This is a genomic window from Nocardiopsis sp. NPDC006938, assembly GCF_042869555.1.
GTDB lineage: Bacteria > Actinomycetota > Actinomycetes > Streptosporangiales > Streptosporangiaceae > Nocardiopsis.
Window position 1 is genome coordinate 12,518 of the sequence record NZ_JBIAGA010000017.1, and the last position, 12,296, is coordinate 24,813.

The 12,296-nt window shown below is 70.0% G+C and carries 13 protein-coding genes; 4 read left to right on the forward strand and 9 right to left on the reverse strand.

Going from position 1 to position 12,296, the window contains the following annotated elements:
* Window positions 1–13: 13 nt before the first annotated feature.
* The 5 genes from ACFYL4_RS22220 to ACFYL4_RS22240 form a co-directional block, all read right to left on the reverse strand.
* On the reverse strand, window positions 14–769 hold the full coding sequence (locus ACFYL4_RS22220; protein ID WP_387520576.1) for an ABC transporter ATP-binding protein: 756 nt from the start codon (window positions 767–769) through the stop codon (window positions 14–16).
* Window positions 766–1,827: an iron chelate uptake ABC transporter family permease subunit gene (locus ACFYL4_RS22225; protein WP_387520578.1), complete on the reverse strand. Its 1,062-nt coding sequence runs from the start codon at window positions 1,825–1,827 to the stop codon at window positions 766–768. The genes ACFYL4_RS22220 and ACFYL4_RS22225 overlap by 4 nt, the downstream gene beginning before the upstream one ends.
* A gap of 61 nt (window positions 1,828–1,888) precedes the next feature.
* On the reverse strand, window positions 1,889–2,875 hold the full coding sequence (locus ACFYL4_RS22230) for an ABC transporter permease (RefSeq protein WP_387520580.1): 987 nt from the start codon (window positions 2,873–2,875) through the stop codon (window positions 1,889–1,891).
* A gap of 91 nt (window positions 2,876–2,966) precedes the next feature.
* On the reverse strand, window positions 2,967–3,962 hold the full coding sequence (locus ACFYL4_RS22235) for a siderophore ABC transporter substrate-binding protein (RefSeq protein ID WP_387520581.1): 996 nt from the start codon (window positions 3,960–3,962) through the stop codon (window positions 2,967–2,969).
* A 177-nt stretch (window positions 3,963–4,139) separates the two neighbouring features.
* On the reverse strand, window positions 4,140–4,391 hold the full coding sequence (locus ACFYL4_RS22240; RefSeq protein WP_357763756.1) for a DUF2795 domain-containing protein: 252 nt from the start codon (window positions 4,389–4,391) through the stop codon (window positions 4,140–4,142).
* A gap of 238 nt (window positions 4,392–4,629) precedes the next feature.
* Between ACFYL4_RS22240 and ACFYL4_RS22245 the strand changes: the two genes are divergently transcribed.
* Window positions 4,630–6,201: an MFS transporter gene (locus ACFYL4_RS22245; protein WP_387520787.1), complete on the forward strand. Its 1,572-nt coding sequence runs from the start codon at window positions 4,630–4,632 to the stop codon at window positions 6,199–6,201.
* Window positions 6,202–6,228: 27 nt separating this feature from the next.
* On the opposite strand, the gene ACFYL4_RS22250 is transcribed toward ACFYL4_RS22245, so the two are convergent.
* A complete protein-coding gene (locus ACFYL4_RS22250; RefSeq protein WP_357763751.1) occupies window positions 6,229–6,744 on the reverse strand; it encodes a DinB family protein in 516 nt (171 codons plus the stop codon).
* Window positions 6,745–6,920: 176 nt separating this feature from the next.
* On the opposite strand from ACFYL4_RS22250, the gene ACFYL4_RS22255 reads away from it, so the two are divergent.
* Complete coding sequence (locus tag ACFYL4_RS22255) at window positions 6,921–8,345, forward strand: hypothetical protein (RefSeq protein WP_387520584.1); 1,425 nt, start codon at window positions 6,921–6,923, stop codon at window positions 8,343–8,345.
* Here ACFYL4_RS22255 and ACFYL4_RS22260 read toward each other — a convergent pair.
* Window positions 8,338–8,514 carry a hypothetical protein gene (locus ACFYL4_RS22260; protein ID WP_387520586.1) on the reverse strand — a complete coding sequence of 59 codons (177 nt, stop codon included), beginning with the start codon at window positions 8,512–8,514 and terminating at the stop codon, window positions 8,338–8,340. The two genes, ACFYL4_RS22255 and ACFYL4_RS22260, sit on opposite strands and share 8 nt — an antisense overlap.
* 120 nt (window positions 8,515–8,634) lie before the next feature.
* On the opposite strand from ACFYL4_RS22260, the gene ACFYL4_RS22265 reads away from it, so the two are divergent.
* Together ACFYL4_RS22265 and ACFYL4_RS22270 are read left to right on the forward strand one after the other, a co-directional pair.
* Window positions 8,635–8,934: an ArsR/SmtB family transcription factor gene (locus ACFYL4_RS22265; protein ID WP_387520589.1), complete on the forward strand. Its 300-nt coding sequence runs from the start codon at window positions 8,635–8,637 to the stop codon at window positions 8,932–8,934.
* Complete coding sequence (locus ACFYL4_RS22270; protein ID WP_387520592.1) at window positions 8,931–9,476, forward strand: SRPBCC domain-containing protein; 546 nt, start codon at window positions 8,931–8,933, stop codon at window positions 9,474–9,476. Before ACFYL4_RS22265 ends, ACFYL4_RS22270 begins: the two co-directional genes overlap by 4 nt.
* Window positions 9,477–11,086: 1,610 nt before the next feature.
* Here the strand turns inward: ACFYL4_RS22270 and ACFYL4_RS22275 are convergent.
* Together ACFYL4_RS22275 and ACFYL4_RS22280 are read right to left on the reverse strand one after the other, a co-directional pair.
* Complete coding sequence (locus tag ACFYL4_RS22275; protein ID WP_387520595.1) at window positions 11,087–11,272, reverse strand: DUF397 domain-containing protein; 186 nt, start codon at window positions 11,270–11,272, stop codon at window positions 11,087–11,089.
* Between the two features lie 10 nt (window positions 11,273–11,282).
* Window positions 11,283–12,209 (reverse strand): helix-turn-helix domain-containing protein, encoded by a 927-nt coding sequence (locus ACFYL4_RS22280; protein ID WP_387520597.1) that lies wholly within the window; start codon window positions 12,207–12,209, stop codon window positions 11,283–11,285.
* Window positions 12,210–12,296: the final 87 nt, after the last annotated feature.

Genomic DNA, 12,296 nt, shown 5'->3' on the forward strand with positions numbered 1-12,296 from the left:
TATCGGCCACCGGTCAGTAGTAGACGGCGAGCGGTCCGTTGGGGCCGTCGACGACGGTCACCGGGGTGTCGAAGACCCGGGTCAGGACCTCGTCGGTCATGATCCGCTCCGGCGGGCCGAACTCCACCACCGAGCCGTCCTTCACGGCGCAGATGTGGTCCGCGTAGTGGCCCGCGAAGTTGATGTCGTGCAGCACGATCACGATGGTGCGGTCGAGTTCGGCCGCCGCCCGGCGCAGGTGCTTCATCATCTGCACCGAGTGGCGCATGTCGAGGTTGTTCAGCGGTTCGTCGAGCAGCACGTACTCGGTCTCCTGGCACAGCACCATGGCGACGTAGGCGCGCTGGCGCTGGCCGCCGGAGAGCTGGTCGAGGTAGCGGTTCTCCAGGTCGGTGAGGTCGAGGAAGTCGATCGCGCGGCTCACCACCTCCTCGTCGGCCACCGTCAGCCGCCCCCTGGAGTGGGGGAAGCGGCCGAACGCCACGAGCTGGCGCACCGTCAGCCGGGTGACGAAGTGGTTCTCCTGGCGCAGGACCGAGACGATCTTGGCCAGTTCCTTGGAAGGGGTCCGGGTGACGTCGTGCCCGGCGATCTCGACCGTGCCCGCGTCGAGCCCCAGGAGCCGCCCCACCATGGTGAGCAGGGTCGACTTGCCGGCGCCGTTGGGGCCCACGAGCGCGGTCACGCCGCCCCGGGGGATCTCCAGGTCCACGGGGCCGATCGTGACCTCGCTCCCGTACTCCTTGCGGACGCCCTTGAGGGTGATCACAGCCGGCCCTTTCTGAGGATGACGAAGAGGAACACGAGGCCGCCGACGAACTCGATGATGATCGAGACCACCCCGTTGGCGTAGAAGAGGTTCCGCATGACGAAGTAGGCGCCGCTGAGGACCACGAAGCAGGTCAGCACGGCGACGGGGAAGACGTGGCGGTGGTCGTGGGTGTCGGCGAACTGGTAGGCCAGGGTCGCCACGAGGAAGCCGAGGAAGGTCATCGGTCCCACGAGAGAGGTGGAGACCGCCATGAGCACGGACACCAGGAACAGCACCCGCATGGTCTCGCGGCGGTGGTTCAGCCCGAGCCCGGTGCTGGCGTCGCGGCCCAGCGCGACGATGTTCAGCCGCCGCGAGCCCACTACCAGCAGGGCCGCGGCGCCCAGGCACAGCGGGACCGCCACCGGCAGGTACGAGGCGTCGGCGTTGGACACGTTGCCGAACAGGCGGGCGGCCAGCACGTCGAACTCGCTCGGGGTGAGCAGGCGCTGCATGAACGTGGAGACCGACGCCAGGCCGCCGCCGATGATGATGCCGATCAGCAGCATCACCTGGAGGTTGCCGTACCGGCCGGACAGCAGCCAGCCGTACAGCAGCATCGCGAAGCCGACCATCAAAGCGATCTGGAGGACGAACTGGGAGAGCCCCGTGACGGCGAGGACGCCCGCGACGCCCAGGACGTACACGGCGGTGGTCTGGATCGCGACGTAGAGCGCCTCGAACCCCATGATCGACGGGGTGATGATGCGGTTGTTGGTCACGGTCTGGAAGCTCACCGTGGCGACGGCCTGGCAGACCGCCACCACGGCCATGACCAGCACGTTGGTGGCACGCAGCTCGGCGATGCGCCAGAACCCGTCCGAGCCCACGGGCATGGGGTTGTCCCAGGCCAGCAGGCCGAAGGCGAAACCGACCGCGAGGAGCGAGAGCACCGTGACGATGATCAGGTAGCGGCGGCGGGCACGCGGGGTGGGCAGGGTGCGGGAGGTGCGTTCGCGGCCCTCCCGGGACGGTTCACCCGCGCGGGCGGGCGGCCCGGGGAGGGGAGGGGTCACGCGGGGCGCGGACGCCGGGGTCGGGGGTTCGGGGGAGGGGCTCACTTGGGGAGCGGACGACTCAGCCACGGCGGCGCTGCCTCAACAGGAGAAGGACGAAGACGACGGCGCCGACGACCCCGAGGATGAGGGACACGGGCACCTCGAAGGGCATGATGATGGTCCGGCCGACCAGGTCGCACACCGTGACGATGCCGATGCCCAACAGGCACACCCACGGCAGGTTCCCGCGCAGGTCGTCGCCGCGGAACATCGACACGACGTTGGGCACGATGAGCCCGAGGAAGGGCAGGTTGCCCACCACCACGGTCACCACGCCGGTGGCCACCGCGATGAGGGTGGTGCCCAGCAGGACGACCCGGTTGTGGTTCAGGCCGACGTTGGTGGAGATCTCCTCGCCCAGCCCGGCGACGGTGAACCGGTCGGCGACGACGAACACGGCGACGGCCACCACGGCCACGATCCACAGGGGTTCGTACTGGCCGCGAAGCACCGAGGTGAAGCTGCCCGCGAACCACACACCGAGGTTCTGAAGCATGTCGGTCTGGAGCGCGACGAAGGTCGACACCGAGCTGACGACGGCGCCGAGCATGATGCCCACGATCGGGACGATCAGCGAGGAGCGCAGGGTGACGCGGCGCAGGAAGAGGAAGAACACCATCGTGCCGATGAAGGCGGCGACGATCGCTCCGCCCATGCGGGTGCCGATGCTCGCCCCGGGCATCAGGATCATGACGGTGAGCAGGCCCAGGCCCGCCCACTCGGTGGTGCCGGTGGTGGTCGGCTCGACGAAGCGGTTCTGCGTCAGCAGCTGCATGACCAGCCCGGACATGGCCATGGCGGCGCCCGCCAGGACCAGTGCGAGGGTGCGCGGCACACGGGTGATCGCGAACATCTCGCGGCCGTCCTCGGCGCCGCGGACGTCGTACACGCCGGTGGCGAGGGACAGTGCGAGCAGGGCCGCCACGACGGCGACGCCGATGAGCAGCTTCCAGTCGAACAGCCGTCCCTTGCGCGTGCGCGACGGGGACGGGGTCGCGGGCGTCACGTCCGGTCACCTCCGGCGCGACGGCGGTCTGCGCGCGGGCACGCGCCGACGGGCCCGGAGGCGTCGGCGCGTGCCGCGGGGGAGAGCGGGATCAAGCCCGGGCCTCCAGCGCGTCCGCGAACGCGTTGAGGAACTCGGTGTAGGTCTGGATGCCCTCGTTGGTGTAGGTGTCGGCGGGCATGAAGACGATCTGCTCGTCCTTGACGGCGGACACGCCGGAGAGCGCCTCGGAGCTCGACAGGATGTTCTCGGCGGTCTCGTATCCGGCCTCGTCGGCGGCGACGGCGGCGTCGCGGTCCATCACGAGAATCCAGTCGGGGTCGGAGTCGGCGATGGCCTCGACGGAGATGTCGTCGCCCTGGTGGTCGTCGCTGGCGCCGTCCACCTCCAGCGCCGGGGTGAGTTCGAGGAGGTCGAAGACGGGGCCGAGGGTGCGGCCGACGCCGGGGGCGAGGTAGCCGATCTCGCCGCCGGAGGTGGTGACGGCCATGACGGTGTCGCCGTCGTCGTAGGCCTCCTTGACCCGCTCGACGGCGGAGTCGAGGTCGTCGACGAGCTGTGCGGCCTCGTCCTGCTTGTCGAAGACCTCGCCGAGCACGGTGGTCTGGCGCTTGAGTTCGGTGTCGAAGGGCTCGCCCTCGCGCGGGTCGAGGTCGAGGATGGTGGCGTCGGGCACCAGGGAGGCGATGGACTCGGCGTGCTGGGTGAACCGCTGGCCGTTGACGACGAGGTCGGGTTCGGCGGCGACGATCGCCTCGAGGTCGGGCTCGTTGTGCGTGCCGATGTCGATGATCGAGTCGTCCTGGGTGTAGCCGATGGTGTCGGGCATGAGCGACACGGCGGCGGCGGAGAGTTCGACGTCCCAGTCGGAGAGGGTCTCGAAGGTGCGGTTGTCGAGGGCGACCACCGAGGCGGGAGGAGAGTTCACCGTCTGGGTACCGTTGTTGTCCTCGACGTCGATCGTGGCGCCCCCGGCGGCGGCCGCGGAGTCGTCGGACTCCTTCGGGTCGGCGGAGCAACCCGCGATGACCAGGGAGGACGCGAGGACGAGCGAGAGCGCCGTGACGGGGCGGACGGGGGACTTCATGGTGGTTCTCCTCCAGCTTCCAGGGATGAAGGAGAGCCTAACCTAACCTCTGTCCGGAATGCACTGGGGAGTCCCCTTTGAGGGGTTGGCCTCAGTGTGGGGAGCCCGTGACCTGCGGTTCTGTGCCGGTCCGTGTGTGCCCGTCCGGTGTTCGCGGTGCTTCCGGGGGGCGCACGTTCAGTTCCCGTCGCGCTCCCGGGCCCGCGCCGACTCGGTGTGCGAACGCGGCTCGCGCTCGGGGAGCGGGACGGCGCCCAGAATCTCCTTGGGCTCGTTGTACTCCGCGTCCGGCATGGCCCGCAGGGCGCTCACGATCTCCTCGTCGGCGCGCGCCTCCAGCGCCGCGTCGACCGCCGCGTCCCGGGTCACGGGGAACCGGAGTCCGTCCAGGATGTTGCGGAGCCCGGTGAGCCCGCGTTCGACGCCCATGGTTCGTCCCTTCGAGAACGCCGCGCACCCTCGGGGCGCGGCCGCCCTGACCTGCTCGGACACAGGTGGGACTACCCGGCGGGCGGGGGCCTCAACCCCGGTCCGGGCGCCACGGACTTGATGTCAACAAAGGTTGAGGTCCTAGGGTCGGCGGCACTGCCGCCCCACCTCGGAGGAGACCGTGAACACCACAACCCCCGGACGCGCCACCTGGCGTGAGTGGCTGGCGCTCGCCGTCATGACGCTCCCGCTGCTCATGGTCGCCACCGACATGTCCGTCCTGTTCATGGCACTGCCCGCGATCGCCGCCGATCTCGCGCCGGGCAGCACCCAGATGCTGTGGGTCCTGCACGCCGGGGAGTTCATGGGGGTCAGTCTCGTCCTCACCATGGGCTGGCTGGGCAGCCGGGTCGGGCGCCGACGCCTGCTCATGGCGGGCGTGACCGTCTACGGACTGGCCTCCCTGGTCGCGGCGTTCGCCCCCACCCCGGAGGTCCTCATCGCGATGCGCGCCCTCATGGGCGCGGCGGCCGCCACGATGTCGCCCAGCGTCTTCGGGCTGCTCCGCGTCATCTTCGCCGACTCCCGCCAGTTCTCGGTGGCGGTCGCGGTGGTCATGAGCTCCTTCTCCGGCGGGATGGCGCTGGGGCCGCCCCTGGGCGGGGTCCTCCTCGAACACTTCTCCTGGGGCGCCGTCTTCCTGATCAACGTCCCGGTCGCCGCGCTGCTGCTGGTGGCGGCCGCGCTCCTGCTGCCCGGACACCGCGAGGAGACCGAGGGGAGCGTGGACCTGCCCAGCGTCCTGCTGTCCATGGCGGCGATCATCAGCGTGGTCTTCGGCCTCCAGGAGATCGCCGACCGCGCCTCCGCCGGTTCCACCGTGTGGCCCTACCTCCTCCCGGTCGCGGCCGGGCTGGCCCTGGGCACGCTGTTCGTGCGCAGGCAGCTGCGCCTGCCCGACCCCCTCCTGGACATGCGGCTCTTCGCGACCCCCGCCTTCACGGTCTCCCTCGGCGCGCTGATGCTCATGCTCCTGGCCTACGGCGGCGCCGACATACTGCTGGTGCAGTACCTCCAGACCGACCTCGGGCTCTCTCCCGCCGAGACGGGGGTTCTGATGGTGGTGCCCGCGCTCGTCTCCATCGCCAGCGGGCTGGCCGCGCCCCTGCTCACCCGCTGGATGCGGCCCTCCGTCGCCATGGGCGGGGGTCTGCTCCTGGCCGCGGTCGGCGGCGGGGCGCTCGCGCTCATGGCGGGTCGCACCGGCGCTCTCGCGCTGATCGCGGCGGCCACCGTCATGGCGTTGGCCCTCGGCCCGCTCTTCACCCTCGGCATGAACCTCATCATGGTGAGCGCTCCGGTGAGCCGGGCCGGGTCCGCGGCGGCGATGTCCGACGTCGCGGGCGGCCTGGGCGGAGCGGTCAGCGTGGCTCTCCTGGGCAGTATGGCGGCGGTGGTCTACCGGCGCGGACTTGACGGCGCCGGGCTGGAGGAGGTCCCCGCGTCCGCGCTGGAACGCGCCGGGGAGAGCGTGGGCGGGGCCTTGGGCGTCGCCGACGGACTCCCGGCGGACCAGGCGGGGCCGCTCCTGGACGCTGCCTTCGACGCCTTCACCACGGCCGTGCGGACCGGGTACGCCTTCGGCGCGGTGCTGCTCGTCGCCACCGGGCTGGCCGTGCTCTGGCTGCTGCGCCGCACCCGGATCGACGCTTCGGAGGAGGGCGCCGAGGGAGCGTCCGACACGGGTGCGGAGGGGGCCTCCAGTGAGGACGAGGTAGACAGGGTTCCGGCCGCTCCCGGCCAGAGCTAGGTGTACTGACCCTGAAGGTCGGTGGGTCTAGCGCTTGCGGGCGGCGCGGATCATGCGCAGCTGTCCCACCTCGGCCGCGTTCTTCATCAGCTCGCTGTTGACCCACGCGGCGGTGTGCGCGTTCGTCTTGCCCTCCGCGCCCTGCCACGGGAAGGAGGCGCGCTGGTCCAGGTCCATCTCGGACAGCGCCTCCACCCAGTCCAGGCCCATGCCGCGCAGCCAGTCCGCGGCCCCCTCCTCGCCCGGCCACCGGATCTCCGCACGGTCCTGCGGGGTGCGCCCCAGCGTGTGGTCGAGGGTGACCGTCCACCACCAGCCGATGTGCCAGGTCAGCCAGGCGATGGTGGGGACCGGGACGGGGTCCGGCTCGCTGTCGGCCCAGTCGGGGGTCCACACGCCTCCGGCGCCCCGGCGCAGGGTCCAGCAGAGTTCGGCGGGCTCCCAGAGGAAGTCCTCGGGTTCCAGGCGCTCCAGGTGGTACTCGAAGAGCGCCCAGGTCAGGTCGTACTGGTCGCGCAGAAGGTCGCGGCGGTAGTCAGGCATGCGCCCAACCTGTCACACCGCGCACCTGCGGCACAGCTCCTTTTCCCGGCGGCCTGGTGCCGGGCTCCGTCCGCAGAGAACCGGTCGCGACGGTGACGCGTCCACACCTGTGACCGGTCGTACCGGTGGTCGGTGCGCCGGACGCGCCCCGGCGGAGCGTGGGGGAGGTTCGGGCGATGCCCAGGGAAGAGACGACCGGAGAGGGAACGGACCGCGCGGGGGCCGGTGGGGAGACGGCCCCGGAGGGCGGAACCGGGCGGACGCCCTCGGGCGGGGCCCGTGCGCGGCGCGTCGCGCGGTTCCGCAGGACCGGCACCGTGCTCGGGGCCGGGGCCCTGGCGTCGGTCCTGGCTGTCGTGGTGTACCTGACGGCGGACGGCTCCGAGGAGCCCGACGCGACCCCGGGCGGGCCGGTCGCCCGCGCCGAGGTGCTCGACCGGCGGACCCTGGGCCCCGTCGTCACCGACCTGCCCTCCGACTGCGGTGTGTCCGAGGAGACGGCGGCCCTCTTGATACCGGACGTTCGGCCGCGGATCGGGGACCGCTCCGACTCCGGCGGTGTCGCACGCACGTGTCGGTGGTCCACGGACGTCCTCGACACGGGAGGCGGGGAACGGAGCCGTGAGCTGGACGTCACGGTGCGGGCCACGGAGGACCTGGGCGAGGGCGCGCGGTCCGACGCCCGGGCGGTCCGCGACCTCGGCACCGAACTGGCCGCGTCGGTCGAGGGGACCCGGGGGCTGTTCGCGACCGTGGAGGCGCTGCCGTTCGCGGGGCTCGGTGACGAGGCGGTGCTGGTCAACGCGGTGGACACCGAGGGGCCGGTCCTGGGGAACGAGGGGGGCGTCGAGTACCGCGCGGGCCGCACCACCGTCCTGTTCCGCACCGTCAACGCCGTGGTGGAGGTCTCCTCCGCGGGTGCCGACCCGGAGTGGGAGTCGCACGTCGACCTGCTGCACGCGCCCGAGGCGGAACCCCTCGACACCGGCACGACCTGGGGAGGCGCGCTCACGGCGGCGGAGGAGATCGCGCGCGGCCTGGGCCAGCCGCCCCAGCGCCCCTTCGCGGCGGTCCCGGAGGGTGCGGACCCGCACGGCGAACTGCCCGACCCCTGTGTGGACCTGCCGGAGGATCTGCTCAGGCAGACCGGGGTCCCCGCGGGCTCGGAGGCGGGGGAGGGGGCCCTCTTCACCGGGGAGGGCGCGTCCGGCGCGGCGACGGGAGCCTGCGCGTGGCGGGGCGGACGGAACCTGACCGTGGAGGTCGGGCTGGCGGACGAGGGCCCCGACGGGGCGGCGGCCGCCGCCGCGCGGGAGTTCGCCTTCCACTACCTCAACGCCCGCGTCGCCCCCGAGGCGGAAACGGGGGAGGAGCCCGACCAGCACGTCTTCACCGCGCTGTCGGGCCCCGCAGAGGAGGCCTTCGCCCGCCACGTGCGCGGGGAGAACGGGTGGTCGGCCGAGGTGGTTCTGCTCGACGGCGACCTGGTGGCGCGGGTACGGCTGTACGACGGGTCAGCCTCGGGACCGATGCCCTCGGCGAACGACGCGCTCGACGACGCGTTCCGGCTCGCGGAGGAGGTCGCCGCCCAGGTCACCTAGGACCACCTGGCCGTCCGAAGGCCCGCCGCACCCCGGAAGGGGAGGTCACGCCCCCGTGGGCCGGTTCCAGGGTGGCGGTCTGGAGGGCGCGCAGGGGCGAGAGCCTCGCCCGCACCATCAGCTCCAGCTCCTCGTGCAGGGAGAACCCCCGGGAGAACCCCGGGAGCACGCCGGGGGCCTGGGGCCGCTCGTCGGTGCGGAGGGTGTGGGGTTCGGCGCGGTTTCTGGGGCGGAGGGGACTCCTTGACCCAACGCGTAAGTCTCTGCTTACATGTTTTCCGTGGATGTCATGGAAGCGATCGGTGAACCGAACCGCAGGCGCGTGGTCGAGGTCCTGTCGGCGGGCGAACGCTCGGCCGGTGAGATCGCGGCCGGTTTCGACATCAGTCGCCCGGCCGTCTCGCAGCACCTGGGGGTGCTCGTCGAGGCCGGTGTGCTGAGCGTGCGTACCCAGGGGCGGCGGCGGATGTACTCGGTCAACGCCGCCGCGCTGGACGAGGTGGGCGACTGGCTCGAAGCCCAGCGCGCCCGGTGGGACACCGCGCTCGACGCCCTGGAACAGGCCATGGACGAAGGAGAGTCACGATGACCCAGACACAGAATCCCCTGCGCGGCACGCTCGGTGTCGGCCCGGCGGGAGACTTCCGTATCCGCTTCGAGCGGGTTCTCGCGCACGCTCCGGACCGTGTGTGGGCGTGGATCGCCGAGCCGGAGCGCCTGGAGCGGTGGCTGCCGGGTTGTGCGGTCGACGCCCGGTTCGGCGGTGCGGTCCGCTTCGACTTCGGTGACGAAGGAGCCGCGACCGGGGTGGTCAGCGAGGCGGAGCCGCCCGGTGAGCGCGGCCTGCTCGTGCACGGGTGGTCATGGGAGGGGGTGCCGGACTCGGTGGTGCGCTGGACTTTGGAGCCCGTCCCGGAGGGGACGCTGCTCACGCTCGTGCACGGCGAGCTGGAGCCGGAGCCCGCCACCGACTTCGCCACCGGCTGGCACGTGATGCTCGACGCCCTGGCGCTGGACCTCGAAGGAGGGTCGGCCGACGCGGCCTGGGCGCGGATCGGCGAGGTCGCCGCGCTCTACGCGGGGTCATCGGAGGTGGCGGGGGCTTCCGAGGCGCCCGATCCGGAGTCCTGAGGGTCGGCGCACCAGCTCGATGGTCTCGTTCGCGTCGAGAAGTGGGTGGCCGAGTGCGTGGGTGACCGAGTCCCCTGAGCGTCAGGTGGCTGTGGTTGGTGTGTGTGGGTGTGTGGCGGGATCTACGGTCTGTGGTTGATGTGGGCTGTGGGCTGTGGGCTGTGGGCTGTGGGCTGTGGGCTGTGGGCTGTGGGTACGGGGGTTGTGGGCTGTGAGCTGTGGGAACGAGGGCTGTGGTTGTTGTTTGTAGCTGGCTCTACGGCCTGTGGTTGCTGTGAGTTGTAGGTTCTACGGTTGTGGTTGTTGTAGCGCGAGGGTTCTACGGCCAACCCGTTTATCCCTTTGGGCTGGTAGGTTCTGTGCGGGTTACTGCGTACCCCTTGTGTGCTGAGCGTTCTGGTCAGGGCGGGGTGTGCGCATGGTGCTCTGCCCGGACCGCACTTGGCGGTTGTGTTTTCGTGTGACACGACTGGCGGTTCAGGGCCAAGCACGGCACCGGGCCACCCCCCAGGACGACTGATGTGTTCGAGAGATGCGTGTCCCCCGGACTGGTAAAAACCCCCGCCGTCCGAGCGCCGCTTGCCGCTCTACGGCCAACCCGCTCACCACAGGAAAGCGCGTACCCACACGTTTGTACCCCGCTGTGTCCGGGGTGCGTTGCGCCGTGCGGCTTACTACCGCGCGTGATGGGGGCGACCAACCCCCCGGGGGTTAAGGGGGCACCGAAGCGCTCGGGTCACCACCACGGGGTGCAGGGGAAGCCTCCCCCTGAGGGAGTCACAACACGTGGCGGGGGTTCACACCCCCCGTGGCGCTGGTGGGCGCGCTGTCACAGGCGTGAAGCAAACACCAACGCAGACCCCTCAACCCCCAGGGGTTTGGAACCCCAGCCATGCGCGGTAGTCAGCGGCACGGCACAGCCCCCCTCAGCCATAGCGGGGTGCGGCTGAAGGCGAGGTTCCCCCTTCACCCCAGGGGGTTGGAACCTCAGTCATGTGCGGTAGTAAGCGGCACGGCGCAAACCCCCTGAGCCACAGCGGGGTACAGACGTGCACGTGAGTGCTGGGTTCAGTGGAGCGGGTTGGCCGTAGAGCGGTAGACGGTGCTCGGACGGCGGGGGTTTTTACCAGGGCTGGGGACACGCATCTCTGGAACACATCAGTCGTCCTGGGGGGTGGCCCGGTGCCGTGCTTGGCCCTTTCCTGCCAGTCGTGTCACACGAGAGCACGTCCGCCAAGTGCGGTCCGGGCAGAGCACCATGCGCACACCCCGCCCTGACCAGAGTGCTCAGCGCACAAGGGGTACGCAGTAAGCCGCACAGGACCTACTGGCCCAAAGGGATAAGCGGGTTGGCCGTAGAACCCTCGCGCTACGGCAACCACAACCGTAGATCGTTCAGTCGCGCTTAGCCCCAGCGGGTTTTGACGCTGGAGACCGGTGGTCCGTCCTACCACTGACACCGCTACGGGGAGGTGGAACGGGGTGGCGGTAAGCCCAGGCTCCGGCTGCGGTCAGCCGCACCCACTGTTCACCTGTAGGTCCCCCGCGTGCGGTGATGCTGGTGGGGCATGGGGGAGGCCCCGACCACATATGGGCGGGGCCTCTGTGTCTTACTGCGTGACGCGAAGGAGTGCTGTCCACTCGGCAGAGGGAAAGGCCAACGCGCCGAGTTCCCTGTTCTGAGTGTCACGCACGGCAGACATGCCGGGGGCGTCAGCGACCTCCACACAGTTTTCGGTACGTGCGCCGCTATAACTCGACTTCCGGAACGTCAGGTCAGATTGCTGGGATTGCATGGTCGTCCTCTTAGGTGATCAGGCGCTCCAGGAAGGCGGTCGACTCCTGGACGCCCAGAGCGGATGCACTCACGTACTGATACACGTGGTCGAAGGCCTCGGTGTCTTCTCCATCATCGTGTACCCGCTCACTGGCTGCTGTCTCGGTGTACACCAGGCCGGAGTCCTGGTCGAAATCGAGGATGGTGAAGCCGCCACCCACTGCTGCGTGCAGACCAGCGGAGTCTGGGAGGATCTGGATTCGCAGGTCGGGCCGCTGCACATCGCTGAGGTGGCGAATCTGCTCTTCACGGACTGCCAGTGGAATCTTACGCAGTGCGGCTTCGTCGATGATCGCCCAGTACTTCGGCCCGTCCGCTTTGGGGTCGAGGATGCGTTGCCTCAGCATCCTCGCTTCCACTCGGCGGTCAATCTCTTCGGCGTCGATAATGCCCCCGCCAACGATCACCGCACGGGCGTATGCCTGCGTCTGGAGTAGCCCGGGGATGACCGCGAGGGCGACGTCACGGATGCGTGAGGCACCTGGTTCCAAGCCGGTTAGCTTGCCCTCGATGACGTCGTCGTAACTCCGCCACCACGACTTTTGACGGGCCTCCTTAGCGAGGCGGACGTACTCCTCGCGATCCGCAAGGCCTGTGATCCGATAGATGTCAAGGAGCAGTTCGACATCTTCAAGCTTGGGGCGCACCCACTCGTCTCGCTCCAGTCGGGTGATCTTTGATGCCGACCACTTCGTAGCTCCCAGCTCCCGTGCGCGCTCCGTGACCTGGTCAGCGGTGAGCCCGGCCGATTCTCTGCTCTCGCGAAGCATCCGCGACAGACGCCGCTTGCTCAGGGGAGGTGATGCGGTCACGACTGGGGGCTCCTCCGGGCTGGGCTTCTTGGTGCGTGCTGTTGATCCTACGGACTGATCTGGGTTTCCGGACATTTCGCTCATCGCCAGCTTTCAAGTTGGGTATCTAATAGCGATCATCTCACTAATAAGAAAGTTGGTCTTGCATTTTTTGCTCGGGCGGGTAACCAT

What these genes read in the sequence shown, in the direction of transcription:
- ACFYL4_RS22235 (WP_387520581.1), bottom strand. Translation starts at nt 3,962, where the DNA reads ATGAAGTCCCCCGTCCGCCCCGTCACGGCGCTCTCGCTCGTCCTCGCG.
- ACFYL4_RS22240 (WP_357763756.1), bottom strand. Translation starts at nt 4,391, where the DNA reads ATGGGCGTCGAACGCGGGCTCACCGGGCTCCGCAACATCCTGGACGGA.
- ACFYL4_RS22245 (WP_387520787.1), top strand. Translation starts at nt 4,630, where the DNA reads ATGACGCTCCCGCTGCTCATGGTCGCCACCGACATGTCCGTCCTGTTC.
- ACFYL4_RS22250 (WP_357763751.1), bottom strand. Translation starts at nt 6,744, where the DNA reads ATGCCTGACTACCGCCGCGACCTTCTGCGCGACCAGTACGACCTGACC.
- ACFYL4_RS22255 (WP_387520584.1), top strand. Translation starts at nt 6,921, where the DNA reads ATGCCCAGGGAAGAGACGACCGGAGAGGGAACGGACCGCGCGGGGGCC.
- ACFYL4_RS22265 (WP_387520589.1), top strand. Translation starts at nt 8,635, where the DNA reads ATGGAAGCGATCGGTGAACCGAACCGCAGGCGCGTGGTCGAGGTCCTG.
- ACFYL4_RS22270 (WP_387520592.1), top strand. Translation starts at nt 8,931, where the DNA reads ATGACCCAGACACAGAATCCCCTGCGCGGCACGCTCGGTGTCGGCCCG.
- ACFYL4_RS22275 (WP_387520595.1), bottom strand. Translation starts at nt 11,272, where the DNA reads ATGCAATCCCAGCAATCTGACCTGACGTTCCGGAAGTCGAGTTATAGC.
- ACFYL4_RS22280 (WP_387520597.1), bottom strand. Translation starts at nt 12,209, where the DNA reads ATGAGCGAAATGTCCGGAAACCCAGATCAGTCCGTAGGATCAACAGCA.